Source organism: Herbiconiux liukaitaii, assembly GCF_041927495.1.
Classification (GTDB): Bacteria; Actinomycetota; Actinomycetes; order Actinomycetales; family Microbacteriaceae; genus Herbiconiux; species Herbiconiux liukaitaii.
Map to the genome: position 1 here is coordinate 747,579 of NZ_JBHFHG010000004.1, position 23,769 is coordinate 771,347.

25 protein-coding genes are annotated in these 23,769 nt (G+C 70.0%); 12 read left to right on the forward strand and 13 right to left on the reverse strand.

Going from position 1 to position 23,769, the window contains the following annotated elements:
- Positions 1 to 68: 68 nt before the first annotated feature.
- Positions 69 to 1,421: an arsenic transporter gene (locus tag ACEXQC_RS11165; protein ID WP_374821781.1), complete on the forward strand. Its 1,353-nt coding sequence runs from the start codon at positions 69 to 71 to the stop codon at positions 1,419 to 1,421.
- Between the two features lie 45 nt (positions 1,422 to 1,466).
- Here ACEXQC_RS11165 and ACEXQC_RS11170 read toward each other — a convergent pair whose 3' ends face one another.
- A complete protein-coding gene (locus ACEXQC_RS11170) occupies positions 1,467 to 2,648 on the reverse strand; it encodes a Na+/H+ antiporter NhaA (protein WP_374821783.1) in 1,182 nt (393 codons plus the stop codon).
- Between the two features lie 219 nt (positions 2,649 to 2,867).
- A complete protein-coding gene (locus ACEXQC_RS11175; protein ID WP_374821785.1) occupies positions 2,868 to 3,278 on the reverse strand; it encodes a RidA family protein in 411 nt (136 codons plus the stop codon).
- A gap of 74 nt (positions 3,279 to 3,352) precedes the next feature.
- Between ACEXQC_RS11175 and ACEXQC_RS11180 the strand changes: the two genes are divergently transcribed.
- Entirely contained in the window at positions 3,353 to 3,721 is a 369-nt protein-coding gene (locus ACEXQC_RS11180) for a winged helix-turn-helix transcriptional regulator (protein WP_374821787.1), read from the forward strand.
- Between the two features lie 203 nt (positions 3,722 to 3,924).
- Complete coding sequence (locus tag ACEXQC_RS11185) at positions 3,925 to 4,902, forward strand: TerC family protein (RefSeq protein WP_374821790.1); 978 nt, start codon at positions 3,925 to 3,927, stop codon at positions 4,900 to 4,902.
- Between the two features lie 81 nt (positions 4,903 to 4,983).
- On the opposite strand, the gene ACEXQC_RS11190 is transcribed toward ACEXQC_RS11185, so the two are convergent.
- The 3 genes from ACEXQC_RS11190 to ACEXQC_RS11200 form a co-directional block, all read right to left on the reverse strand.
- Positions 4,984 to 6,282, reverse strand: a complete 1,299-nt coding sequence (locus tag ACEXQC_RS11190) for an HNH endonuclease (protein ID WP_374821792.1) — start codon at positions 6,280 to 6,282, stop codon at positions 4,984 to 4,986.
- Positions 6,283 to 6,502: 220 nt separating this feature from the next.
- Complete coding sequence (locus ACEXQC_RS11195; protein WP_374821795.1) at positions 6,503 to 7,609, reverse strand: LLM class flavin-dependent oxidoreductase; 1,107 nt, start codon at positions 7,607 to 7,609, stop codon at positions 6,503 to 6,505.
- A 76-nt stretch (positions 7,610 to 7,685) separates the two neighbouring features.
- Positions 7,686 to 8,549, reverse strand: coding sequence for a PaaX family transcriptional regulator (locus tag ACEXQC_RS11200; protein ID WP_374821798.1), 864 nt, complete (start codon positions 8,547 to 8,549; stop codon positions 7,686 to 7,688).
- 118 nt (positions 8,550 to 8,667) lie between these two features.
- Between ACEXQC_RS11200 and ACEXQC_RS11205 the strand changes: the two genes are divergently transcribed.
- Positions 8,668 to 9,270, forward strand: coding sequence for a VanZ family protein (locus ACEXQC_RS11205; RefSeq protein WP_374821800.1), 603 nt, complete (start codon positions 8,668 to 8,670; stop codon positions 9,268 to 9,270).
- A gap of 56 nt (positions 9,271 to 9,326) precedes the next feature.
- Here the strand turns inward: ACEXQC_RS11205 and ACEXQC_RS11210 are convergent, their stop codons facing one another.
- The 3 genes from ACEXQC_RS11210 to ACEXQC_RS11220 form a co-directional block, all read right to left on the reverse strand.
- Complete coding sequence (locus ACEXQC_RS11210; protein WP_374821802.1) at positions 9,327 to 10,520, reverse strand: acetyl-CoA C-acyltransferase; 1,194 nt, start codon at positions 10,518 to 10,520, stop codon at positions 9,327 to 9,329.
- Positions 10,517 to 11,206, reverse strand: coding sequence for a CoA transferase subunit B (locus ACEXQC_RS11215; RefSeq protein ID WP_374821804.1), 690 nt, complete (start codon positions 11,204 to 11,206; stop codon positions 10,517 to 10,519). Before ACEXQC_RS11215 ends, ACEXQC_RS11210 begins: the two co-directional genes overlap by 4 nt.
- Before the next feature lie 65 nt (positions 11,207 to 11,271).
- Positions 11,272 to 11,985 carry a CoA transferase subunit A gene (locus tag ACEXQC_RS11220; RefSeq protein WP_374821807.1) on the reverse strand — a complete coding sequence of 238 codons (714 nt, stop codon included), beginning with the start codon at positions 11,983 to 11,985 and terminating at the stop codon, positions 11,272 to 11,274.
- A gap of 141 nt (positions 11,986 to 12,126) precedes the next feature.
- Here ACEXQC_RS11220 and ACEXQC_RS11225 point away from each other — a divergent pair, with 141 nt between their 5' ends.
- On the forward strand, positions 12,127 to 12,939 hold the full coding sequence (locus tag ACEXQC_RS11225) for an IclR family transcriptional regulator (protein WP_374821809.1): 813 nt from the start codon (positions 12,127 to 12,129) through the stop codon (positions 12,937 to 12,939).
- Between the two features lie 120 nt (positions 12,940 to 13,059).
- Positions 13,060 to 13,884 (forward strand): TrmH family RNA methyltransferase, encoded by an 825-nt coding sequence (locus ACEXQC_RS11230; protein WP_374821811.1) that lies wholly within the window; start codon positions 13,060 to 13,062, stop codon positions 13,882 to 13,884.
- 72 nt (positions 13,885 to 13,956) lie between these two features.
- Here ACEXQC_RS11230 and ACEXQC_RS11235 read toward each other — a convergent pair whose 3' ends face one another.
- Positions 13,957 to 14,886 carry a Ppx/GppA phosphatase family protein gene (locus tag ACEXQC_RS11235; RefSeq protein WP_374821814.1) on the reverse strand — a complete coding sequence of 310 codons (930 nt, stop codon included), beginning with the start codon at positions 14,884 to 14,886 and terminating at the stop codon, positions 13,957 to 13,959.
- 72 nt (positions 14,887 to 14,958) lie between these two features.
- Here ACEXQC_RS11235 and ACEXQC_RS11240 point away from each other — a divergent pair, with 72 nt between their 5' ends.
- From ACEXQC_RS11240 to ACEXQC_RS11260, 5 genes are all read left to right on the forward strand, one after another.
- Positions 14,959 to 15,405 carry an FAS1-like dehydratase domain-containing protein gene (locus tag ACEXQC_RS11240; protein WP_374821816.1) on the forward strand — a complete coding sequence of 149 codons (447 nt, stop codon included), beginning with the start codon at positions 14,959 to 14,961 and terminating at the stop codon, positions 15,403 to 15,405.
- Complete coding sequence (locus ACEXQC_RS11245; RefSeq protein WP_374821819.1) at positions 15,402 to 15,842, forward strand: MaoC family dehydratase; 441 nt, start codon at positions 15,402 to 15,404, stop codon at positions 15,840 to 15,842. Before ACEXQC_RS11240 ends, ACEXQC_RS11245 begins: the two co-directional genes overlap by 4 nt.
- A complete protein-coding gene (locus ACEXQC_RS11250; RefSeq protein WP_374821821.1) occupies positions 15,839 to 17,056 on the forward strand; it encodes a UDP-N-acetylmuramate dehydrogenase in 1,218 nt (405 codons plus the stop codon). Before ACEXQC_RS11245 ends, ACEXQC_RS11250 begins: the two co-directional genes overlap by 4 nt.
- 140 nt (positions 17,057 to 17,196) lie before the next feature.
- Positions 17,197 to 18,180: an ATP-binding cassette domain-containing protein gene (locus tag ACEXQC_RS11255; RefSeq protein ID WP_374821824.1), complete on the forward strand. Its 984-nt coding sequence runs from the start codon at positions 17,197 to 17,199 to the stop codon at positions 18,178 to 18,180.
- Positions 18,181 to 18,183: 3 nt separating this feature from the next.
- The gene (locus ACEXQC_RS11260) at positions 18,184 to 18,936 is read left to right on the forward strand and encodes an ABC transporter permease (protein ID WP_374821827.1); all 753 of its coding nucleotides are present in this window, start codon (positions 18,184 to 18,186) and stop codon (positions 18,934 to 18,936) included.
- A gap of 45 nt (positions 18,937 to 18,981) precedes the next feature.
- Here ACEXQC_RS11260 and ACEXQC_RS11265 read toward each other — a convergent pair whose 3' ends face one another.
- The 4 genes from ACEXQC_RS11265 to ACEXQC_RS11280 are packed head-to-tail and all read right to left on the reverse strand — an operon-like array spanning position 18,982 to position 22,831.
- Positions 18,982 to 19,698 (reverse strand): response regulator, encoded by a 717-nt coding sequence (locus ACEXQC_RS11265; protein WP_374821830.1) that lies wholly within the window; start codon positions 19,696 to 19,698, stop codon positions 18,982 to 18,984.
- Positions 19,695 to 20,990 (reverse strand): sensor histidine kinase, encoded by a 1,296-nt coding sequence (locus ACEXQC_RS11270; RefSeq protein WP_374821833.1) that lies wholly within the window; start codon positions 20,988 to 20,990, stop codon positions 19,695 to 19,697. Before ACEXQC_RS11270 ends, ACEXQC_RS11265 begins: the two co-directional genes overlap by 4 nt.
- A gap of 45 nt (positions 20,991 to 21,035) precedes the next feature.
- Entirely contained in the window at positions 21,036 to 21,917 is an 882-nt protein-coding gene (locus ACEXQC_RS11275) for an ABC transporter permease (protein ID WP_374821836.1), read from the reverse strand.
- A complete protein-coding gene (locus ACEXQC_RS11280) occupies positions 21,914 to 22,831 on the reverse strand; it encodes an ABC transporter ATP-binding protein (protein WP_374821839.1) in 918 nt (305 codons plus the stop codon). Before ACEXQC_RS11280 ends, ACEXQC_RS11275 begins: the two co-directional genes overlap by 4 nt.
- A gap of 125 nt (positions 22,832 to 22,956) precedes the next feature.
- Between ACEXQC_RS11280 and ACEXQC_RS11285 the strand changes: the two genes are divergently transcribed.
- A complete protein-coding gene (locus ACEXQC_RS11285; RefSeq protein ID WP_374821842.1) occupies positions 22,957 to 23,745 on the forward strand; it encodes an alpha/beta fold hydrolase in 789 nt (262 codons plus the stop codon).
- Positions 23,746 to 23,769 lie beyond the last annotated feature (24 nt).

Genomic DNA, 23,769 nt, shown 5'->3' on the forward strand with positions numbered 1-23,769 from the left:
CGATGTAGGGTGACGCAAGGCATTGACGTCTGTCAATGCCTTTGCGCTGCTCGAAGGGCCCCCGGCACATGACCGTCGTCGCCATCCTCATCTTCGTCGTCACCCTCGTGCTGGTCATCTGGCAACCGCGAGGGCTGGGGATCGGCTGGTCGGCCCTCGGCGGTGCCGTGCTCGCGCTCATCACCACGGTTGTGAGCCTCTCCGACATCCCGACGGTGTGGGACATCGTGTGGAACGCCACCTTCGCCTTCGTCGCGATCGTGCTCATCTCGCTGATCCTCGACGAGTCCGGTCTCTTCGAGTGGGCTGCCCTCCACGTCGCCCGGTGGGGGCGCGGCAACGGCCGGCTGCTGTTCGTGCTCATCGTGCTGCTCGGGGCGGCCATCGCTGCGCTCTTCGCCAACGACGGCGCGGCCCTCATCCTCACGCCGATCGTCATCCAGATGCTCTTCGCGCTCAAGTTCTCGCCGGAGGCGTCGCTCGCCTTCGTGATCGCCTGCGGCTTCATCGCCGATGCCGGGAGCCTCCCGCTCGTGGTGTCGAACCTCGTGAACATCGTGACCGCCGACTTCTTCGACATCGGGTTCGCGCGATACGCCGTCGTCATGGTGCCGATCGGGATCGTGACGGTGGCGGCGAGCCTCGCCGTGCTGTTCCTCTACTTCCGCAAGGTGATACCGCACCGGTACGACCCGTCGGATCTCGCCGAGCCCCGCACGGCGATCCACGATCCGCTGACCTTCAAGGCCGGGTTCATCGTGCTCGGTGTGCTGCTCGTGGGCTACTTCGCCGCCGAGCCGCTGCACATCCCGCTGTCGGTGGTGGCCGCCACGGGGGCCCTCGCGCTCGGGATCGTCGCGTCGCGCAAGCCCGCGTTCCTGTTCGCGCGGGCGCGGGTGCTCCCGGCCGGAGGCGCCGTGGTCGGTCTCCGCCGCATCTCGATCACCAAGGTCGTGAAAGAGGCGCCCTGGCAGATCGTGCTGTTCTCCATCGGCATGTACCTCGTGGTGTACGGCCTGCGCAACCAGGGCCTCACCGACCAGCTCGCCGGTGTCTTCTCCGGCATCAGTGAGAACGGGGTGCTCGTCACCGCGCTCGGGGTCGGGGTGATCGTCGCGGTGCTGGCCTCGATCATGAACAACATGCCCACGGTGCTCATCGCGGCCCTGGCGATCGGCGCCGCGGGTGCCACGGGCATCACCCACGAGGCGATGATCTACGCGAACGTCATCGGGTCGGATCTCGGCCCCAAGATCACCCCGATCGGAAGCCTGGCGACCCTGCTCTGGCTGCACGTCCTCGACCGCAAGGGCATCCACATCGGGTGGGGGCAGTACTTCCGCACGGGCATCGTGCTCACCATCCCGGTGCTGCTGATCTCGCTCACGGCCCTCGCCGGTTGGCTCCTCATCCTCGGCTGAGTCGCGGGGCCAATCGCGGATCGGACGGCCGCCCGCCGCTCCCCGTCAGCCCGCGGCGAGCTTCTGCTCGGCGGCCTGGCGCAGCAGCCGCAGGCGCTTGTAGTAAGCGGCGAGGCGCGAGACGAGGATCGCCGCCACCACGATCGAGATGCTCGAGCCCAGCAGCACCGCGAGCGTGCCCTCATCCGCCACCTCGGGCTGACCCGCGAACGCGAGCTCGTTCATGAGCAGGGAGACGGTGAAGCCCACGCCGCCGAGCGCTCCGGCGGCGGCGAGACCGTGCAGTGTCAGGTGGGGTCGCTTGTCGCGCGGGCCCACGAAGCTCGAGAGCCATCCGCCGAGGCCGATGCCGATGATCTTGCCCACCGGCAGGGCGATGAGGATGCCCCAGAACGGTGCGGCCAGCTCGCTCGGTGCCACCTGCGGGATCGCGACGAGTGCGGCCGAGAAGGCGAACAGCGGCAGGATGGCGCCGTTGGTGACCGGCTCGAGCACGTGGCGCACGTGCATGGCGGGCTTGCGCATCATCACGAGCCCGAGGGCCACGCCGGCGATGGTGGCGTGCACACCCGAGAGATAGGTGAGCGACCAGGTGACGAGCGCGACCGCGATCATGAGCACCGCCGCGAGCACGCGGTAGCGCGAGCCGAGCAGCTTGCTCAGGAGTGCGAAGGCCACGACGCCCACGGCGGCGAGGGCGATGAAGAGCAGGTTCGGATCGGCCGTGAAGAAGAGGGCGATGATGATGATCGCCACGATGTCGTCGAGGATCGCGAGGGCGAGGATGAAGATGCGCAGTCGTGACGGGATGCCCTTGCCGAACACCGCGAGCACGCCGAGCGCGAACGCGATGTCGGTGGCGGTGGGAATGGGCCAGCCGCCCTCGTAGCCGGAGCCGGCGGTGATGGCGAGGTAGATCAGGGCGGGCACGATCACGCCGCCGAGTGCTGCGATGGCCGGGCGCACGGCCTTGCCGACGCTGTTGAGCTGACCGACGGCGAACTCGTTCTTGAGCTCCACCGCCACCACGAAGAAGAACACGGCGAGCAGGCCGTCGCTGATCCAGTGCCCGACCGAGAGGTCGAGGGGTGTGCCGGGGATGGCGAGATGCGCGTCCTGCAGCTCCATCAGGGCCGGCCCGATGGCGGTGTTCGCGAGGATCAGCCCGAGGGCTGCGGCGATGAGCAGGAGGAACGCGGCGACGCGCTCGGAACGGATGAGAGCCATGCGGCGTCCTGACTGCCACGAGGTGGCGGGTCGTCGAAGCGGAGGAACGATCCCCGTGGATCGTCCGCCGACCAGGCTTCCCGGCTCACCGCTCCCCAGTCTACCGGGCCTCTCCCAGGACCGCCCCTATCCGCGAACCGCAGCGCGGATACGCTCCACGGGGAACTTCGGTGAGCGGTCGGCGTAGAGCCATTCGCTCCTGATGCTGCGTCTCGCGCGTTACTCGAGGACGGCGTACGCCTCGACCTCCACGAGCACGTCGGGCTCGAAGAGGATCTCGACGCCGATGAGCGACGCAGGTGCCATGGGCAGTTCGAGCCCGATCTCGGCGGCGACGTTCTCGACGCCCTGCAGGAAGGCCCCCATCTGCTCGGGGTGCCACTGCGTGACGAAGAAGCGCAGCCGCACCACGTCAGCGAAGGTCGCTCCTGCGCCGGCGAGCGCGCGAGCGGTGTTGCGCAGTGCCTGCTCGACCTGACCGGTCAGGTCACCGGGAGCGACATGCGCGCCATCGGCGTCGCGGGCGATCTGTCCGGCGATGTTCACGTGACGGGAGCCGCTCGCCACGGAGACGTGGTGGTAGGGCGTGGGCTGCAGGAGTCCGTCGGGGCTGAAGGTCTTCACGGTCATGAGATGCTTCCTTTCGTGGGTGGTATCTCATTACTACCTAGTTCCCAGCAGCCACTTCAACGAGACCAGGTTTCATGCAGGTGCCCGACGAACGCCCGATGATCACCGGTGACCACCGCGAGCTGCTCGATCAGCTGCTCGACAAGTGGTCGCTGCACGTGCTCGATCAGCTCTGCGAGCATGGTGCGCTGCGCTTCAACGGCCTGCGTCGAGCGATTCCGACGATCACACAGAAGTCGTTGACCACGACGTTGCGTCGCCTCGAGCGCAACGGCATGGTCGAACGTGTCGTCGTCAGCGATCGGCCGGTCGCGGTCGAGTACCGCATCGCTCCCATCGGCCAGGGCCTGCAGGATCTCATCGATGCGTTGCTGCAGTGGACCACGGCGAATCTCCCCGAGGTCGAGCGTGCCCGCGATCGTTTCGATGACGCCTTGAGCTAGCGAGTCCGTCGAAAGTCCCCGCTCTCGGGATCTGCTCAGAAAGCGCGCGGAGGGCACATTTAGAATCGGAGTACCAAGGGGAGTACTCCGACACGGTCGGCCCGTCACCACGGATGCGCGGCGCATCCCGGGCCACCGGTCCTCGATCTCGAGGATGGGGAAGACCTTGGAGCTGATCTGCTCACGCAAAGGTTAGGAACCCTGTGAACATCACTCCCCTTGTCTGGTTCATCACGATCGCTGTGACGATCGCATTCTTCGTCTACGAGTTCTTCGCTCACGTGCGCAAGCCGCACGAGCCGACCGTGGGCGAGTCCGCTCGCTGGTCGGCGTTCTACATCGGTCTCGCGCTGCTGTTCGGCGTCGGCATCGGCGTGGTGTCGGGCTGGACGTACGGTGGTGAGTACTTCGCCGGCTACCTGACCGAGAAGGCGCTGTCGATCGACAACCTGTTCGTCTTCCTCATCGTGATGTCGAGCTTCGCCGTGCCGAAGATCTACCAGCAGAAGGTGCTGATGATCGGCATCGTGATCGCTCTCATCATGCGGGGCGGCTTCATCGCGGTCGGTGCGGCCCTGATCGAGAACTTCTCGTGGGTGTTCTACGCGTTCGGCGCGCTGCTGCTCTATCTCGCGTACCGTCAGGCGTTCGCGCACGGCGACTCCAACCCCGCCGACGGCAAGTTCATGCGCATCGTGCGCCGAGTGCTGCCGGTGAGCGATGAGTACAACGGCGACAAGCTGACCGTCGTGAAGGACGGGCGACGCTTCGTGACGCCGATGCTGCTCGTCATCGTGGCGATCGGATTCGTCGATCTCATCTTCGCGGTCGACTCGATTCCTGCGATCTACGGCCTCACGAACGAGGCCTACATCGTCTTCACCGCCAACGCGTTCGCGCTGATGGGACTGCGCCAGCTCTTCTTCCTCATCGGCGGTCTGCTGGAGCGACTCGTCTACCTCGCTCAGGGACTCGCGGTCATCCTCGCCTTCATCGGCGTGAAGCTGCTCATCCACGCCCTGCACAAGAACGAGCTGCCGTTCGTCAACGGCGGCGAGCCGATCACCGTGATCCCCGAGATCCCGATCTGGCTGTCGCTGCTGGTCATCGCCGGCACCATCGCCGTCGCCACAGTCGCGAGCTTGCTCAAGACCCGCAGCGACCGCGCGCTGACCGACTGACCGCCTGCCTGCGCCGCCTACAACATCGGCTCGCCGGTGAGCAGGCACACGCGACGGCTGGGCTTCAGCGCCCCACGGGCATCAGAACGTGGGTGGATCGGTCGTGCGCTGGGGCGGTGGGCGGTCGGCGAGGTACCTCGTGGGTGGGGTGGTGCGGTAGGTGGCACCCAGCGGGGAGCGCCATTCGAGTTCTCGGGAGTTTGGTGGGGCGCCCGGTGGGCGGGTGACCGCCCACCCGCCGTTGTGCTTGAGGTGGTGGTGGCTGGTGCAGAGGTGGGCGAGGTTGGAGGCGGTGGATCGGCCACCCAGGGCCCAGTCCTCGGTGTGATCGAGTTCGCAACGCGCCGCCCGCCGGCCGCAACCAGGGAACCTGCAGTGCTCATCCGCCACGATCAGCGCCTCGCGGAGCGCAGCCGGGATGCGGTAGCGGCCGGCGACCTCGATGGTGTCGCCCGTCCCCGGGTGCACCAGCACCTTGAGGAAGGTGGGTGCCTTCGCGGCGAGGCGCTTGGCGAGGTCGGGATCGATCGGGCCGTACCCGTGGAGCTGCGCTTCGCCGTCATCCGAGCCTTTGCATCCGGCCATGATCGCGGCCGGGACCGTGACGATGAGCGTGGGGGAGAATCCCAGTGCGCCGTCTGCTCGGCCGAGGATGGTGTCGGCGAGGATGTCTGAGCGGAGCTGCGCCTGGGTGCGGGGCTCGGTGTCGGAGCGCGCTGCTCGGGCGACCTGATCCAGGACATCGTGGATCGCTAGGGCGTCGACCGCGGGCAGGTGGTGATGGAGCGTTGCCATCCCGTCTCGCTCTGCGTCGAGCCACACGGCCCGGTCTTCGTGAGCCTTCTTGGCCCGCTGGGTGATGGAGTCGGGGTGGTGGGTCTCGCGGAGTCGACGAGCGGCGTCGTCGAAGCGGGCGGCGTTGCACTCCTTCGCCCTTGGCAGGACGGCCTGCTCGAACGAACCGCGAGATTCGATCGGAAGCGAGGTTGCGTGGGTGACCATCGAGCGGGCGTGGGCGTAGGAGATCTTGCCGGTGCCTAGCTCGGCGAGGGTGTCGGGCAAGTCGTTGACGAGTGTTTCTGCGTCGGCGATTAGGCGGACGATTGTGCCCTCGGAGCGGCGTGCTGTGGTGGCGACTTCGGACTTCACTAGGCGACGAGCCCACTCACGCCCATCCGGTGTCAACGAACCCGCGAGGATCTCCGACCTCGTTTCACACGCTTCGACCGCCTGGGCCAGTGCCTGGACCTGGCGGGCTTGCAGTGCGGCGATCATCCGATCCGCCCGGGTGAATCTCTGGACCGCCATGCGGAACTTCTCGTCACACCGCTCGACGGCGTCGCCCGCCTGAGCGGGTGTCTCGGAGAAGATTGGCTTCATGAGATTTATTCAATCACCAGCCACCGACACTGGGTCGCAACCATCCGATCCGAGGGCAAGCGCGCAGCGCGCGGCAGCTTAGTCGGCCTCCGAAGGGCAACGGCCAGAGGCGACCGGGGCTGCCGCGCGCTGCGCGCTTGCCCGAGATGGGATGGGTTCAGCGAGCAGGCGGGTGGCCGTCGCTGGGATGGCTACAAGAAGAGGGATGACCCCGGGCGACTCAGCGCGGCAACCGCACGCCCTTTCGCTCCAGGCGCGGCAGCACCTCTTCGGCGAAGTAGCCGAGCTCGCCCGTGTAGTCGAGGAAGCTCATCGTCATGCCCGCGAAACCCGCCTGCGCGTAGCGCTCGATCTCGTCGGCCACGTCGTCCGGCGACCCGATGAGGGGCACGCTGCCGTGCCCAGCCGCGAACCGCCCGCGGAACATCGACAGCATCTCCGGCGTGAACGACTGCGCGTGCAGCCCCTGCAGCCGCATGAGGTTGTCGACGGCCTCCCAATCGGCGTTCTCGTCGGCGTAGTAGTGCAGGAACTCCTCGGCTTCGGTGCGCGTCGGCCGGCACACCACGTGCCCCAGGGTGAAGACCCCCACGTCACGACCGTGATCCGCCTGGCCGGCAGCCTTGATCGACTTCACGATCTCGGCGCCGTCCTCGGGCCCGCCCACCACGGTGAACGCGTAGTCGGCGTTGCGCGCGGCGAACTCCCGACCCTGCTTCGACGACCCGGCGTTGAGCACCGGCAGGCTCCCGCCCTGCGGCTTCGGCCAGCCCTCGAGGTGCTTCGACGAGAAGTACTCGCCATCCCAGTCGAACGGCTCCGTCGACTCCCAGAGCGTGCGGATGAGATCCCACCACTCCTGCGCACGCGCATAGCGCGCATCGTGATCGGTGGGCAGCTCGGTGCCGAACGTCTCATACTCCGGCTGGTTCCAGCCCGCCACGATGTTGAGACCGGCGCGGCCGTGACCGATCTGCGAGGTGGTCGCGAGGGCCTTCGCCACGACGATGGGGTGGTTGAACGCCGTGTGCACGGTCGCGAACACACTGATCTTCTCGGTGATCGCGAGCAGGCCGGCCTGCCACGCCACCGGATCGAGCACCGAGCCGTGGAAGTTGGTGCCGCCCCCGTAGCCGATCCAGCGGGCGATGGGCAGCAGGAAGTCGATCCCCACCTCGTCGGCGAGGCGGCCGAGGGCCATGTTGTCGTCCCAGCTGCCCGACCAGCGCTCGGGCACCGTGGTCACGGCGAGGCCGGAGGAGCAGTTGGGGCTGAAGAGGCCGAGCTTGAAGTCCGGCAGGGCGAGGGATCCGGTGGTGTTGGGCATGCACTCAAAATAGAGCGCCGACAGCCCCGAAAACGAGGGTCAGGCGACCTTTAACATTCTGGAAACGTGGCGATCGTCAGGGGGTGGTGACGGATGCGCTCGGCCAGTGCGATGCGGCGTGGGCCAGCGCTCGCCCCTCGAGCAGCGTCACGAGACGCTCGAACAGCACACCGGCATCCGGTGCCGCCCAGTCGTCACCGAGGATCTCGCGCGGCAGACCCGGGTCGCGGAAGGGCAGCTTGCGCCACTGATTGATGACCGTCACGTAGGTCACGAACGCGTCTTCGCCGTCGATGACGCCCGTGGCCTCGAGTGCCTCGGCCTCTGCGCGGTGCGCCTCGATGAAGTCGCGGTAGCGCTGATCGATCTCGGGCAGATCCCAGCCGCTCCTCAGCAGCTCGTCGAGCTCCTGACCCCCCGCGTAGTCGCCCACGAAGACGGCCGACTGGCCCGTGAGGTCGAGTTCGTCGATGGCGCGCTTGGCGGCGTCGAGCATCCTGGCGGGCGCGATCCACACCCCCGAACCGATGTTGCCGAAGCCGAGCGAGGCGAGGTGCGCCCGCAGCTTGTGCCGCTTGGCGCGCGCCGACTCGGGCACCGAGAAGTTGACCACGCACCAGCCGTCGTCGAGGTTGGCGGCCTGGCGGGCGTGCCACACGATCTCGTCACCGGCGGCCAGCGCGTCGAGGGCCACCTCGGTGAGCAGGTACCCCTTGGCGCGGGATCGGGTCTCGGGCACGAGCCAGCCGCGCTGCTTGAGCCGGAAGATCGCCGTGCGCACACTCGACTCGTCGAGCCCGCACTGCCCCATGAGCTCCACGGCCCCCGCGATCGGCATCCAGTTGCCCATGCGCCGCACGATCGAGCCCAGGAAGCCCACGAGGATGGTGCGCGACATGCGCGCCCCGGCGTTGGCGGGCGACTGGCTGATCTCGATCACCGTCCCATCATGCCAGCCGCCCGCCCGGTGGCCGTCTGCGCTCGACCGCGCGGCGTTCAGCGCGCACTCGTGTGGCGTTCAGGGGTCTCGCGACCGGGCATGCCACGCTGGTGCCACCATGAGCACCTGGGTCCTCAACCTCCTCTTCGCGGCCGTGCTGGGCCTCACCTCGGTGGTGGCGCTCGCGTTGGCTGTCGCCGGGCCCCTGCGCGCACTTGTCGGCACGCGAAGCGCGCGTGGCGCGAGCGGCCAGGTCGGTCGCGCCGGCCAGGTCCGCCGTGGCGGCCGCGTGCACCCGGCCATCCTCGGCGTCGTCATCCCCCTCGCCGTGCTGTGGGCTGTCGCCACCGCCTACATGACCCTGCGCACCGGCACGGGTCTCGGGGTGCGGCTCAACCTGCTGCCACTGCTCTTCGACGGGCGCGGATCCGCCGTCGACGCCGTGCTCAACCTCTTCGTGTTCGTGCCACTCGGTCTGCTGGCGGCTGTGGCAGGCGCGCGCTTCCGTGTGCTCCTGCTGCTCGCGTTCGCGGCGACGCTCAGCATCGAGGTCGCCCAGTACGCCATGGATGCGGGGCGCACGGCCGACATCAACGACATCATCACCAACGTGACGGGCGCGTGCGTCGGGTGGCTCGTGGCGCACCTCATCCTGAGGGGGCGTGCGGGGATGGCCGGCCCGCGCGTGCAGCAGACCGTGCCGGTCTCGCCCGTCTCCTAGGGCCCCGGAATCGCCCGAACGCTCGGTGCTCAGGTCTCTCAGAGCGCTTCGAGCACTCAGAGCGCTTCGAGCAGGATCGCGGATCCCTGGCCGCCACCGCCGCAGATACCGGCGGCACCGAGCGAACCTGAACCCAGCGAACCGGCACCGGCCCCGCCCGCCGCCAGCCGTCGCGCGAGCGTCCCCACGATCCGTGCCCCGGAGGCTCCGATCGGGTGCCCGAGCGCGATCGCCCCGCCGTGCGCGTTCACGATCGTCTCGTCGACCCCGAGGGCCCGAGTCGAGTGCACCGACACCGCGGCGAAAGCCTCGTTGATCTCCACGGCCGCGAGCTCCTCGGCACGGCGGCCCGCCTTCGCGAGCGCGGCCTGGATGGCACGCGCCGGTTGCGCGTGCAGCGACACGTCCGGCCCCGCCACGAAGGCGTGCGCCAGCACCCGGGCGAGCGCGCGCACGCCCCTAGCCTCGGCAACCTCCTCGCTCATGAGCACGAGCGCTGCCGCCCCGTCGGTGATCTGGGAGGAGTTGCCCGCGGTGATCGTGCCAGACGACCCGAAGGCGGGCCGGAGCCCGGCGAGCGACTCCACCGTGGTGTCGGCCCGCAGCCCGTCGTCCTCGCTCACGAGGGTGGATGCGCGGCGCCCCGGCACCTCGAAGGGCGCGATCTCGCCCGCCTGGAACTCCCGCGATGCGGCCAGTCGGGTGTGCGAGGCGGCGGCGGCCGCGTCCTGCTCCTCACGCAGCAGTCCCAGCGATCCGTTGAACGCCTCGGTCGACGAGCCCATGGATCGCTTCTCGAACGCATCCGTGAGCCCATCGTGCTCGAGGGTGTCGACGAGCTCGATGGCACCGTAGCGACGGCCGGCGCGGGACCCCGACCAGGCGTGGGGTGCGAGCGACATCGACTCCTGACCCACGGCCACCACGATCGAGGCCTCCCCGGCGGCGATGAGCCTGGCGGCCTGGGCTACGGCCTCGGTGCCGGAGAGGCACACCACGTTGAGCGTGCCGGCGGGCACGTCGAGCGGGATGCCGGCGCCCACGGCCGACTGCCTGGCCGGGTTCTGGCCCGCGGCGCCCTGCAGCACCTGACCGCCGACCACCTGATCGACCTCGTGCGGTGCCACTCCCGCGCGTTCGAGGGCTGCGGCGATCGCGTGCGCGCCCAGCGCGGTGGCGGGCACCGAGGCGAACTGCCCGTTGAACTTCACGAAGGGGGTGCGGGCGTACCCCGCGATCACGGCGCTCATGCGTTCGCCTCCTCGAGACCCTGGAGTTCCTGGAGTTCCTGGAGTTCAGCATCCAGCTCCACCCGGAAGTCGGCCCCCGTCTTCTCCCGCAGCTCGCTCTCGCTCACGCCCGGTGCCAGAGCCCGCAGCACCAGGGCGCCGTCCACCACGTCGAACACGGCGAGGTCGCTGATGATCCGGTCGACAACGCCGGCGCCCGTCAGCGGCAGGTCGCACTCTGCCACGATCTTGGGGGTGCCGTCTTTCGCCACGTGGTCGGTCACGACGATCACGCGCGGGGTGCCCGCCACCAGATCCATCGCCCCACCCATACCCTTCACGAGCTTGCCGGGGATGGTCCAGTTGGCCAGGTCGCCGTTGCCCGCCACCTGCAGGGCGCCGAGCACGGCCTTGGCCACGTGCCCACCGCGGATCATGCCGAACGACGTCGCCGAGTCGAAGTAGCTTCCGCCCGGCAGCAGTGTCACGGTCTGCTTGCCCGCGTTGATGAGGTCGGCGTCCTCCTCGCCCTCGTACGGGAACGGGCCCATGCCGAGCAGGCCGTTCTCGCTCTGCAGGGTCACGCGCACTCCCGGCGGCAGGTGGTTGGCCACGAGGGTCGGGATGCCGATCCCGAGGTTCACGTACTCGCCGTCCTGCAGCTCGGAGGCGGCGATGGCCGCCATCTCGTCTCGGGTCCAGGGCATGGTGTCTCCTCGCTGAGTGATGAGTTCTGGGTACTGGGTGTTGGGGCTGTGTGCGTGCTCGGCCGCTAGCCGGCCACGGCGGCCCGGGGCCGGGTCGTGCGCTGCTCGATGTCCTTCTCGCGCGGCGCTGCCTGCACGAGGCGCTGCACGAAGATGCCGGGTGTCACCACGGTGTTCGGATCGAGGTGGCCGTCGTGCAGCACCACCTCGGCCTCCGCCACGGTCAGCCGGCCGGCGGTCGCCACGAGCGGATTGAAGTTGCGCGCGGTGTGCCGGTACTCGAGGTTGCCCTCGAGGTCGGCGCGGTGGGCGTGTACGAGGGCGATGTCGGCCACGATGCCGCGTTCGAGCACGAAGGTCTCGCCGTCGAAGACCTCATGCGGCTTGCCCTCGGACACCGGGGTGCCCACCCCGGTGCGGGTGTAGAAGCCCGCGATGCCGGCGCCGCCCGCTCGCAGTCGTTCGGCGAGGGTGCCCTGCGGCACGAACTCCACCTCGAGCACGCCGTCGAGGTACTGCTGCGCGAACAGCCTGTTCTCGCCCACGTAGGAGGCCACGACCTTGCGCACCTGCCGGTTCTCGAGCAGCACGCCGAGGCCCTTGCCGTCGACACCCATGTTGTTCGAGACGATCGTGAGATCCCTCGCGCCGGTGTCGCGGAGCGCCTCGATGAGGTCGCTCGGGTTGCCGCTCAGGCCGAAGCCGCCCACGGCGATCGTCATGCCGTCGGTGACGGTCTCGTACAGGGCCTCGGCGGCCCCTGTCCACAGCTTCGACATGTCCACTCCTTCGTGCGACGCCGTCCACGTGGTGGGCGGGGATGCGATACGGCCGACGGTAGGCGCATCCGAGGGGCCTGTCAAAGCCCGTGTTCGCAATGCTCTCACTGGTTGAACGTGGGCAGCCGGTATGCTCACCATGTGGACAAGACGCTGACGAAGAGCCCGGATGCTGCCCCCGACGGAGTGCGGGGCGCGCAGCTCGTCTCCCGGGTCGGGCGGGTGCTGCGGGCGGTCGCGGAGCATCCGGAGGGCATCTCGACCACCGCCCTCGCGCACGCCACGGGCCTCACGCGACCCACCGCGCACCGGTTGCTCGCCTCGCTCGCGGTCGAGGGGTTCGTGGACCACGACCGGCCGCAGGGGCGCTGGCTGCTCGGCCCCGAGCTCTACCTGCTCGGGTCGCTCGCGGCGGATCGCTACGACATCACGGCCGCGGCGAGGCAGAGCGTGCAGCTGATCGCGCGGGAGACGGGGGAGAGCGCATTCCTCTCGGCCCGTCGCGGCACGGAGTCGGTGTGCCTGCTCAGGGAGGAGGGCAGCTTCCCGCTCCGGTCGCACGTGCTCTACGAGGGGGTGCGGTTTCCGCTCGGGGTCGCCTCGGCGGGGCTCGCGATGCTCTCCTTCCTCCCCGACGACGAGATCGACACCTACCTCGACCGTCACGGCGACGACCTCGCCGAGCGCTGGGGTGCCGAGCACGGGCCCGCCGCACTCCGCGACCGCATCGCCGTCACGCGGGAGACGGGGTACGCGGTGAACCCGGCGCTCATCCTCGAGGGCAGCTGGGGCATGGGTGCGGCGGTCTTCGACGCCTCGGGTCGCCCGGCGTGGGCCCTCAGCATCACGGGAGTCGAGTCGCGCTACCGCGACGACCGCCGCCCCGAGCTCGGCCGCCTCCTCCTCGGACAGGCCCACGCCCTCACACGCCGCCTCGCGCAGCCCCGCCCGTGACGGACACGTGACCGGGCGGGGCACCTGGCGTGGTGCTCCTGACGTGCCCGACGGCGCCCCGCCCCACGGAGACCACCGGCCCTGACGTGCCGGGTGGCACGGCGAGCCTAGAATCGCGGCATGCCCGTCATCCGGATCGCCGACCTCGCCGATCCGCGGCTCGCCGACTACGCCCACGCCACCGACGTCGCCCTCAAGAACTCGCACCGCACCGAGGCGGGTCGGGAGCACGGCCTCTACCTCGCGGAGTCGCTCCTCGTGCTCGAGCGCGCCCTCCGCGCAGGCCACGTGCCCCGCTCGGTGCTCGCGCTCGGCGGCAGCGAGGCCGAGGCGGAGACGGCGCTCGCCGCGGCCGGCCACACCGAGGTGCCCATCTTCATCGGCCCCGGTGAGCTGCTGGCCGAGCTCACCGGCTACCTCCTGCACCGCGGTCTCATCGCGTCGATGCGCCGCCCGCCCCTCCCGGAGCCGGCCGCCCTCCTCCGCGACGCACGCCGCATCGTCGTGCTCGAGAACGTCGTCGATCCCACCAACGTGGGCGCCATCTTCCGCTCCGCCGGCGCCATCGGGGCCGATGCGGTGCTCGTGACGCCGCGCTGCAGCGATCCCTTCTACCGCCGTGCCATCCGCGTCAGCATGGGCACCGTGCTGCAGGTGCCATGGACCCGCGCGCCCGAGTGGCCCGCGCTCACCCCGCTGCTCCGCGAGCACGGCTTCCACACAGCGGCGCTCGCGCTGACTCCGGATGCGGTGAGCCTCCGTGACTTCGAACGCGCGCTCCCCGAACGGGTCGCCCTGGTGCTCGGCGCGGAGGGCGGCGGTCTCACCCCTGAGGCCATCGCGGCGGCCGACACCGTGGTGCAGATCCCCATGCTGCACGGCATCGACTCGCTCAACGTCGCCGCAGCGAGCGCCGTGGCGATGTGGGCGGTCTCAGCGCGCTGACCGAAGGAGTAGCGCGAACCGCAGGAGCAGCGTGCATGGCCGCCGCAGCCCCGTCCTCTCGTGCTTCCGGCCCTACAGCCCGTCGAGGTAGCGCAGCAGGATCCCCTCGCGGAGCGCCCACGGCGACACCTCGAGCTCCTCCACGTCGTACAGCTTCATCGCCGAGTGCAGCACCACGGCCCCCGCCACGATCTGGAATGTGCGGTCCGCCGTGATGCCGGGCAGCGCCTGCCTGGCCTCCGCGGGCATCTGCCCGAGCCGCGGGATCCAGTCCTTGAGCTCGGAGCGTCGAAGCGTCACCCGGTCCTCGCCGCCGGAGGGGTTCGGCCGCGTCGACCCCGCGAGGCGCGCGAGCGAGCGGATGGTCTTCGACGACCCGACCACGTGCGAATACGGAGGCTGCGCGGCGAACAGCGGCAGCGCATCCGCCCTCATCACCGCTCGCGCGTGCGCCCGCAGCTCGAGCATCTGCTCGGGGGTGGGCGGGTCTTCGGGGAAGAACTGCACCGTCGTGCGCCCGGCGCCGAGGGGCAGCGAGACGGCCACGTCGGGGTACTCGTCCGATCCGGCGGCGATCTCGAGCGAGCCGCCGCCGATGTCGAAGAGCAGGATGTCGCCCGACGACCAGCCGTACCAGCGACGGATGGCGAGGAACGTCAGCCGCCCCTCGTCCTCGCCCGTCAGCACGCGCAGGGTCACCCCGGTCGCCTCGGCGATCCGCGAGAGCACGGCCTCGCCGTTGGTCGCCTCGCGGAGAGCGGAGGTCGCCATCGGCAGGAGCTCGTCGATGCCCTCACGCCGCGCGACCTCGGTGGCCGCAGCGATGGCCTCGACGATGGCCGTGACCCCCGCCTCGCTGATCGAGCCGTCGGGCTCCAGGTAGCGCATGAGCCGCAGCACCGACTTGTGAGAGGCCATCGGCACGGGCCGGGCACCCGGATGCGCGTCGACGACGATCAGATGGACGGTGTTGGAACCTACGTCGAGCACTCCGAGTCTCACGCCCCGACACTAGCGGAGCGGCAGGGCCCGCCCGGACCGTGCCGCCGGGGCCCCTCGCCGTAGACTGATCGGGTGCCAGTGAACCCCGACCTCATCGACCGCGAGTTCGACGAGACGCCCCCCTACCTGGTCGGCCGCGAGAAGGTGCGCGAGTTCTCCCGTGCCGTCTTCGCGTCGAGCCCCGTCAACCTCAGCGTGCGCGCCGCCCAGGAGGCGGGCTACCCCGACCTCGTGGCCCCGCCCACCTTCGCCATCGTGGTGCAGCAGCTCACCCTCGACCAGCTCTTCGCGGTCGAGGATGCCGGCATCGAGCTCACCCACGTGGTGCATGGATCGCAGCAGTTCTCGTACACCCGGCCGATCGTGGCCGGAGACGAGCTCACCGCCAAGCTCAGCATCTCGAGCATCAAGACCCTCGGCGGCAACGCCATGGTCACGGCCGAGACCGCCATCCACGACCGCGACGGCGAGCACGTCGTGACCGCCACCTCCACCCTCGTCGTCAGGGGAGACGCATGACCGACGCACACGGCGACCTCGAGATCGTGCACGCCTTCGAGGTGGGCGACATCGTGGCCGAGGGCCGCTACCCCCTCACGCGCGAATCGCTCGTGCGCTACGCGGGTGCCTCAGGCGACTTCAACGCCATCCACTACCGCGACGACGTCGCCGCCGAGGTGGGCCTGCCCGGCGTGCTCGCGCACGGCATGCTCACCATGGGCCTCGCCGTGCAGCCCGTCGTCACGTGGCTCGGCGATCCCGCCCTGATCACCGACTACCAGGTGCGCTTCACGCGCCCCGTGGTGGTCGACGCCACGAGCGGCGCCGAGATCGTGGTGCAGGCGAAGATCGGCCAGCTCGACGAGGAGGCCGGCACCGCCCGTGTCGATCTCACCGTCTCGGTCGACGGCACCACGGTGCTCGGCAAAGCCCAGGTGCGCGTCACCCTGCCATGACAGGCGTCACCGAATTCGAGGCGCCACTCGCCGCTTTCACCACCCTCAAGGTCGGCGGCCCGGCGGCGCGTCTGGTGACGGCCGGCACCGAGCCGGAGCTGCTCGAGGTCGCGCGCGAGGTGTGGGCCGACGGCGGCGACTGGTTCGTGCTCGGCGGCGGATCCAACGTGGTGATCGGCGACGAGGGCTTCGACGGCACCGTCATCCGCGTCGCCACCCGGGGCATCGCACCTCTCCCCTCGCGAGAGGGCACCGTGCGCCTGCGGGTGCAGGCAGGCGAGCCGTGGGACGACCTCGTGCGTCACACGGTCGACCAGGGCTTCAGCGGCATGGAGGCGCTCTCGGGCATCCCCGGATCGGTGGGGGCTGCGCCCATCCAGAACATCGGCGCCTACGGCCAAGAGGTTTCCTCCGTCATCGTGTCGCTCGACTTCCTCGACGAGATCTCGGGCGAGGTGCGCCGCATGCCGTTGGAGGAGCTCGAGCTCTCGTACCGCTCGAGCGTCTTCAAGCGCGGTCTCCGCGGCATCGTGCTCTCGGTCACCTTCGAGCTGCAGGATGCGCGGGGCGAGTCGGCGCCGGTCGAGTACGGGCAGCTCGCCACGGCTCTCGGCATCGAGGTGGGCGACCGCCTGCCCATCGAGGAGGTGCGGCGGGCGGTGCTCGGGTTGCGTGCTTCGAAGGGCATGGTGCTCGATCCGGCCGATCCCGATTCCTACAGCGCAGGATCCTTCTTCACCAACCCCATCGTCACCGAGAACTTCGCCCGCTCGCTGCCCGCCTCGGCCCCGCGCTGGCAGGTCGAGCCCGAGGAGCCAGCGCTCGTGATCCCGCTCGATGCGGCGGCCGCTGCGGCCGACCTCTCGGGGGCGGATGCGGGCACCGGCGTCTCGCTCGACGGCGACAGCGCCCCGCGGGGTGAACGGCCCGAGGAGTATCACGTCAAGCTCAGCGCGGCGTGGCTCATCGAGCGGTCCGGGGTGCGCAAGGGGTTCGCGCTGCCAGGATCGACCGCCGCCGTCTCGTCGAAGCACACGCTCGCCCTCGTGAACACTGCGGCTGGCGACGGTGCAGGTGCAGGTGCAGGGGCCGGCACCACCGCGGGCCGCGCCGCCGACATCGCCGAGCTCGCCCGCTACGTGCAGGGCCGCGTGCTCGCCGAGTTCGGGGTGCTGCTGCAGCCGGAGCCCGTCTTCCTCGCCCACGAGCTCTAGTCACACGCCCCGCGCTCTCTCCTCCACCGCCCCCCGAGCGCCCGTCACGGCGCCTCCGAATCACCCTTGCGCACGGTCGCGCGATCCGGCAATGTGTACATCGTTCACATCCTGCATCGGTCGCACGCCAGAGGAGACACGTGATCCACGCACGAGGGCTCGCCCGCACCTTCGAGGGGCGCGGTCGCGGCAAGGCCAAAGAGGAGGTCAAGGCCGTCGCCGGAGTCGACATCGATGTGGCAGAGGGCGAGATCGTCGGCTTCCTCGGCCCCAACGGCGCCGGCAAGACCACCACGCTCCGCATGCTCACGACCCTGCTCAAGCCCACCGCCGGCAGTGCCACCGTGGCGGGCTTCGACGTGGCCACGCAATCGCAGCAGGTGCGCCGCAGCATCGGCTACGTCTCGCAGAGCGGCAGCACCTCGCCCGAGGCCAGGGCGGGCGAGGAGGTCATGGACCACGGCATGCTCTACGGCATCAGCCAGAAGCAGGCCGAGGCGCGCGGCCGCGAGCTCTTCGACCAGCTCGACCTCGAGGGGCTCTGGGAGCGCAAGCCGCAGGCCATGTCCGGCGGCCAGCGCCGCCGCCTCGACATCGCGATGGGCCTCGTGCACGACCCCACCCTCGTCTTCCTCGACGAGCCCACCACGGGCCTCGACCCGCAGGCGCGCGCCAACCTCTGGACGCACATCTCCGACCTCCGCACCAAGCGAGGCGCCACCATCTTCCTCACCACCCACTACCTCGACGAGGCGGATGCGCTGTGCGACCGCATCCTCGTGATCGATCACGGCACCATCGTGGCGAGCGACACCCCGGATGCGCTCAAGCGCCAGGTGGCCGGCGACCTCGTCTCGCTCGTGGTCGCCGATGCGGCGAAGGCCCCGGCCGCCGCCGAGCTGCTGGGCAGGATCGCCGACTCCGAGGTGGAGGTGCTGCAGACAGGCGACGGCTTCACGGGCGTCAACGCGCGAGTGCGCGGTGCCGGCCACGAGGTCGCCGGCCTCATCCGGGGTCTGGATGCGGCCAGCATCGACCTCGAGTCCATCGAGGTGCGCCGCCCCACCCTCGACGACGTCTTCCTCGACCTCACCGGTCGATCGCTGCGCGAGCAAGGAGCCTGACCCGTGTTCTGGAGAGAGACCTACATCGTCTTCCGCCGTCAGCTCCGGCTGGCGCTGCGCAACCCCGCCTGGGTCATCATCGGCCTCGTGCAGCCCATCCTCTACCTGTGCCTGTTCGGCCCCCTGCTCGAACCGCTCGCCGGCACGCTCGGCGCCGAGAACGCGTACACGCTGTTCGTGCCCGGCCTGCTCGTGCAGCTCGGTCTCTTCGGTGCCCTCTTCGCGGGCTTCGGCCTCATCGCGGAGTGGCGCTCCGGTGTCATCGAGGCGGAGCGGGTGACGCCGGCGAGCCGCACCGCGCTGCTGCTGGGGCGCATCCTGCGCGATGTGCTGCAGCTCTTCGTGCAGGGTCTCGTGCTCATCGGGCTCGCGTTCTTCTTCGGTCTCACCGGATCGATCCCCGGCATGGCGCTCGGCCTCGTGCTCACCGTGCTGCTCGGTGCGGCCTGCGCCGCCGCCTCGAACGCGCTCGCGCTCACCACGAAGAGCGAAGACGTCATGGCGCCCGTCATCAACAGCATCGCGCTGCCCGTGCTGCTGCTCTCGGGCATCCTGCTGCCCATGACGATCGGGCCGCAGTGGCTCCAGGTGGTGAGCGACTTCATGCCCACGAAGTACATCGTCAACGCCATCCGCGAGCTGTTCACGGGCGACTTCTGGACCATCACCACGATGTGGGGGGTCGTCTGGACTCTCGTGCTCTTCGTGGCGGGGCTGTGGGTGGGCACGCGCACGTTCCGCAAGGAGAACGCGTAGGGCGAGTGGGGGTGCCGGTCGGGGCGCGTCGCTCGGCCGCGTCGCTCAGATCAGCCGCAGCTCCATGGCGCGGGTCACCGCGCGCGTGCGATCCGAGACCTCGAGCTTCTCGAACACGTGCTGCAGGTGGGTCTTCACGGTCGCCTCGCCGATGAAGAGCGAGCGCCCGATCGCGGGATTGCTGAGCCCCTCGGCCACGAGCCGCAGCACCTCGAGCTCGCGGGTGCTGAGCGTCGGCGTCGTCGTGGGTGCGCTGCGGAGGCGCTGCACGAGCTTGGTGGCGATCGAGGGTGCGAGCACGGTCTGGCCCGCGGCCACGGAGCGCACGCCCGCGATGATCTCCTCCTGCGGGGCGGCTTTCAGCAGGTAGCCGCTCGCGCCGGCCTCGATGGATTCGAGGATGAGCTCGTCGGTCTCGTAGGTCGTGAGCACGAGCACGCGGATGCGCGGATCGTGCGCGAGGATGCGGGCCGTCGCCACCTCGCCGCCGATGCCCGGCAGCCGCAGATCCATGAGCACGACGTCGGGGCGGAGGGCCGCCGCCTGTTCCACCGCGGTGATCCCGTCGGCGGCCTCGCCGGCCACCACGATGCCCTCGACGCCGCCCAGCAGTGCCACGATGCCGCTCCGCACGATCGGGTGGTCATCGACCACGAGCACGCGCACGGGTGCCGCCCCGGTGCCGGCGCTCGTGCTGGTGGCATTCAGGCCGTGGCCGCCGTCCGTGTCGCTCATACCGTGGCCGCCGTCCGTGTCGCTCATGTCGTGCCTCCGTCGATCGTGGCCACGAGCTCGGTGCCCCCACCGGGAGCCCCGGCCACCTTCAGTGTGCCGCCCACGAGAGCGAGCCGCTGACGCATCCCCTCGAGGCCGAAGCCGCTCTGCGGCGGGTCGCCCGGCAGCGAGCCGGCCAGGGTGGCGCGCGCATCCGCGTCCCCGTCCCCGTCCCCATCGCCGACTGCGCCGGCGATGCCGCGGCCGTCGTCGCTCACGGTGAGGGTGAGACGGCCGTCACCGTCGGCGTGCTCGAGGGTGAGGCGGGCGTGCTGTGCCGTGGAGTGCTTGCGCACGTTGGCGAGGGCCTCCTGAGCGCAGCGCAGCAGCACGACCTCGCGGTCGCGGGGGATCGGGCCGACGTCATCGAAGCGGGTCACGATCCGGATACGCGTCTCGCGCTCGAACGTCGCCACCAGTCGCTCGAGTGCCTTCACGAGACCGCCGTCGACCGGCACAGGCGCACTCGCCGCCACAAGAGCCCGAGTCTCGGTGAGCGCCTCCCGCGCCACCTCCTCCATGAGCAGGAGGTCGGCCCGCACGGCGTCCCCCACTCCAGCATCAGAGGCAGTGGTGCGTTGGGCGCGTTGGGCGAGCATCACGAGGCTCGTGAGGTTCTGGGCGATGGTGTCGTGCAGGTCGCGGGCGAGCCGTTCGCGTTCCTCCCCGGCGCCGGCGTCGCGGTGCAGTGCGGCGAGCTGCTCCTGAGCGGCCTGCAGCTCGAGCAGCAGTCGCGTGTTCTCGTCGCCCTTCCGCACCTCGATGGTGAACCACACGCCGATCCCCACACCCAGCGCGAGCGACACCCCCTGGATCCCCACGGCCTGCGCCACCGCGTCGATCCCCCCGCCGAGGCTCACCACGAAGCCGAGCCCGGTGCCGACCGCGAGCACCACGCACCCGACGATCGGCCGGCCCATCCGCGGGCTCGCCAGCAGCGTCCAGACCAGCGGATACGCGATGCACTGGAGGGTCGCCATGTCCGGCGAGAGCGCGGTGCCCACCGCCGTGGTCAGCACGATCGCGCCCGCGAGAGGCAGTGCCCACCGCTCCTCCTCAAGGCCGCGGCGCCCGACCGTCGCGTAGAACAGGGCGAAGGCGGCGAGCAGCCCGAGAGCGGCCCACGTCGTCCACCGAGCACCCGCCCCGAATCCCGACGCATCCCCGGATCCCGATCCCGCACTGGATCCCAGCACCACCCCACCCGTCAGCGCCACGAGCACACCGACCACCAGCACAGCCCCCGCGACCACCGCGTGCCACCACCGGTACGTCACCATGCCCCCACCCTACGGAGCGCGCCCGCCGGCATCATCCGCACGGCCTCAGCTGTCCTTGCGGATCCAGCGGAACGTCACCCGGCAGAGCACGAGCCCCACCACCAGCCAGATACCGAGCACGAGCGCCACGAGCGGCAGATTCCACTCCCCACCGGGCTCCACGGCGGCGAACGACTCGGGCAGCAGCGCGGCCCGCATCCCCTGCGCGATCCACTTGAGCGGGAACACGCTCGCCACCGCCTGCAACCACTCGGGCAGCATCGAGAACGAGAGGAACACCCCCGAGATGAACTGCAGCACGAGCAGCGGAGGGATGATCACGGCCGTCGCGCTCTTGCCGCTCCGAGGCAGCCGCGAGATCGCGATGCCCAGCACGGCCGCGGTCATGATGCCGAGCAGATACACCCAGGCGAGGGTCAGCCAGCTTCCCGGATCGCTCGGCAGCTCCACCCCGAACGCCACGCGGGCGAGCAGCAGCAGAAGCAGCACTTGCGCGAGCGACGTCACGAGCACCTGCCCGATCTTGCCGATGAAGTACGAGAGCACGGGCAGCGGCGTGCCCGCGAGCCGCTTGAGGGTGCCGTCGCCGCGCTCCATCGCGATGTCGACGCCGAGGTTCTGCACCCCGCTCAGCAGGATGCCGGCCGCGATCATGCCGGGCAGGTAGTAGGCGCCCTGCGAGATGCCGCCCGTGCCGTCGGGGGCTGCTCCCACATCGCCGAGCGAGTCGAAGGCCACCGAGAAGATCCCGAGCAGCACCGCGGGGAACAGGAACGTGAAGAACACGGTGTCGCCGGCGCGGAAGTAGAGGCGCGTCTCGTAGACCACGCGCGAGAGACCGAGCCGGAGGGTGCGACCGGGCCCGAAGCGGGCGGGTGCACGGCCGGCGGTGGGGGCGGTGCGGATGGGCGATGCGTCGACGCTCATGAGCGCGCCTCCTTCGCGGCCGCAGCGGTCGAATCAGTCGCACCAGTCGCACCAGCCGCGACGGCCACCGCCTCGACCGACTCCACGAGCCCGAGGTACACATCCTCCAGCGAGGGCCGGATGACCTCGAGCTCGACCAGCTCCCCGTGCTCCGCGGTGAGCCGACTCACGAGGGCCGCAGGCTCGGTCGTCCGTTCCTCCCGCAGGCCGTTGGCGCTCCGCCACCGCACGATCGGGATGCGCGCATCCGCCGGCCCGAGCTCGTCGACCGGGCCGATGTCGATCAATCGACCACCCGCGATCACGGCGGCACGGTCGCTCAGCTGAGCGGCCTCGTCGAGGTAGTGGGTGGTGAGCACGATCGTCGTGCCCTCGTCGGAGAGCGAGCGGATGAGCCCCCAGAACTGACGCCTGGCCTCAGGATCGAACCCCGTGGTCGGCTCGTCGAGGAAGAGCAGCTCCGGCCGCCCGATCACTCCCAGCGCCACGTCGACCCGCCGCCGCTGACCGCCCGAGAGCGCCTTGATGCGCGTCTTGGCCTTGTCCTCGAGGCCCACGGCGGCGAGCACCTCGTCCACTTCTCGCGGCCGGGGATACAGGCTCGCGAAGTGCGTGAGCTGCTCCCGCACCGTGACGTTGCCGCTCTCGCCCGTCTGCTGCAGCACGATCCCGATGCGGGCCTTCCACTCCAGGGTCGCGTGCTGGGGGTCGATCCCGAGCACCGACACGTCGCCGCCCGAACGGTCGCGGTAGCCCTCGAGGATCTCGACGGTCGTGCTCTTGCCCGCACCGTTCGGGCCGAGCAGGGCGAAGGTCTCGCCGTGAGCTATCTCGAAGCTCACGCCGTCGAGGGCGGTGACGCCGCCGTAGTGCTTCTTGAGGTCGTGGACGGAGAGTGCCGAGGTCGAGGACATGCCTCCATGTTCGCCGCCCGCGGCGGGCGGCACCAGAGGCGGCCGGGTGAGGTGCCCATCCCCCGATCGGTGGACCCCGCGAGTGGTACTGATGTATTCTCATGTATCGAGCGGAGGGGGAAGCGATGAGTCTCATCGGGCGGGTGCTCAAGCGGCAGGCCGAGGTGCCCGCGCTGCACGTGGCCGTCGACGTGGGGGAGGGGCCGGTGGTCGTGCTGCTGCACGGCATCGCATCGTCGTCCACGAGCTGGCGGCAGCTCGTGCCGCTCATCTCGCCGCTCTATCGGGTGATCGCCATCGATCTGCTCGGCTTCGGCGGTTCGCGAGCGGGCGAGCACATCCGCTTCACGCTCGACGAGCACGTCGAGGCGCTGCACAAGACGCTTCGGGCGCTGCACCTGCGGGGGCACTTCACGCTCGTGGGCCACAGCCTCGGAGCACTGGTCTCGGCGCGGTATGCCGCGGTGCACCCGCGTCAGGTGGAGCACCTGGTGCTCGTGGCGCCGCCCATCTACCCGCACCGTCGCTACCTCGACGCACTCGGACATCGGATGCGTGTGGGCGGCTACCTCTGGTTCTACCGTTTCGTGCGCGGCAACCGCCCCACCATCGTCAACAACGCCGGTCGCTTCTCGCGCTGGATGCCGAACGGATCGATGCGGATCGACGACGCGTCGTGGGAGGCGTTCTCCCGGTCGCTCGAGAACTGCATCGAGCAGCAGACCACCGCCACCGACCTCGCGCAGGTGCAGGTGCCCGTCGACATCGTGTTCGGCTCGCGGGATCAGGTCATCGTGCCTGGCAGCTTCGACCGCCTGGGCTCGATGCACCACGTGACGCTGCACGAGATCCCTCGCACCGACCACATGCTGCGCCTTCTGCTCTCCCGAGAGGTGGCCCGCCTCCTCCGCTGAGGGGTGGATGCGCCGACGCGAACC

Excerpts from the sequence above, each read along its gene's own strand:
- ACEXQC_RS11165 (WP_374821781.1), top strand. The coding sequence starts at position 69 with ATGACCGTCGTCGCCATCCTCATCTTCGTCGTCACCCTCGTGCTGGTC.
- ACEXQC_RS11170 (WP_374821783.1), bottom strand. The coding sequence starts at position 2,648 with ATGGCTCTCATCCGTTCCGAGCGCGTCGCCGCGTTCCTCCTGCTCATC.
- ACEXQC_RS11175 (WP_374821785.1), bottom strand. The coding sequence starts at position 3,278 with ATGACCGTGAAGACCTTCAGCCCCGACGGACTCCTGCAGCCCACGCCC.
- ACEXQC_RS11180 (WP_374821787.1), top strand. The coding sequence starts at position 3,353 with ATGCAGGTGCCCGACGAACGCCCGATGATCACCGGTGACCACCGCGAG.
- ACEXQC_RS11190 (WP_374821792.1), bottom strand. The coding sequence starts at position 6,282 with ATGAAGCCAATCTTCTCCGAGACACCCGCTCAGGCGGGCGACGCCGTC.
- ACEXQC_RS11195 (WP_374821795.1), bottom strand. The coding sequence starts at position 7,609 with ATGCCCAACACCACCGGATCCCTCGCCCTGCCGGACTTCAAGCTCGGC.
- ACEXQC_RS11205 (WP_374821800.1), top strand. The coding sequence starts at position 8,668 with ATGAGCACCTGGGTCCTCAACCTCCTCTTCGCGGCCGTGCTGGGCCTC.
- ACEXQC_RS11210 (WP_374821802.1), bottom strand. The coding sequence starts at position 10,520 with ATGAGCGCCGTGATCGCGGGGTACGCCCGCACCCCCTTCGTGAAGTTC.
- ACEXQC_RS11215 (WP_374821804.1), bottom strand. The coding sequence starts at position 11,206 with ATGCCCTGGACCCGAGACGAGATGGCGGCCATCGCCGCCTCCGAGCTG.
- ACEXQC_RS11220 (WP_374821807.1), bottom strand. The coding sequence starts at position 11,985 with ATGTCGAAGCTGTGGACAGGGGCCGCCGAGGCCCTGTACGAGACCGTC.
- ACEXQC_RS11230 (WP_374821811.1), top strand. The coding sequence starts at position 13,060 with ATGCCCGTCATCCGGATCGCCGACCTCGCCGATCCGCGGCTCGCCGAC.
- ACEXQC_RS11245 (WP_374821819.1), top strand. The coding sequence starts at position 15,402 with ATGACCGACGCACACGGCGACCTCGAGATCGTGCACGCCTTCGAGGTG.
- ACEXQC_RS11250 (WP_374821821.1), top strand. The coding sequence starts at position 15,839 with ATGACAGGCGTCACCGAATTCGAGGCGCCACTCGCCGCTTTCACCACC.
- ACEXQC_RS11265 (WP_374821830.1), bottom strand. The coding sequence starts at position 19,698 with ATGAGCGACACGGACGGCGGCCACGGTATGAGCGACACGGACGGCGGC.
- ACEXQC_RS11270 (WP_374821833.1), bottom strand. The coding sequence starts at position 20,990 with ATGGTGACGTACCGGTGGTGGCACGCGGTGGTCGCGGGGGCTGTGCTG.
- ACEXQC_RS11275 (WP_374821836.1), bottom strand. The coding sequence starts at position 21,917 with ATGAGCGTCGACGCATCGCCCATCCGCACCGCCCCCACCGCCGGCCGT.
- ACEXQC_RS11280 (WP_374821839.1), bottom strand. The coding sequence starts at position 22,831 with ATGTCCTCGACCTCGGCACTCTCCGTCCACGACCTCAAGAAGCACTAC.
- ACEXQC_RS11285 (WP_374821842.1), top strand. The coding sequence starts at position 22,957 with ATGAGTCTCATCGGGCGGGTGCTCAAGCGGCAGGCCGAGGTGCCCGCG.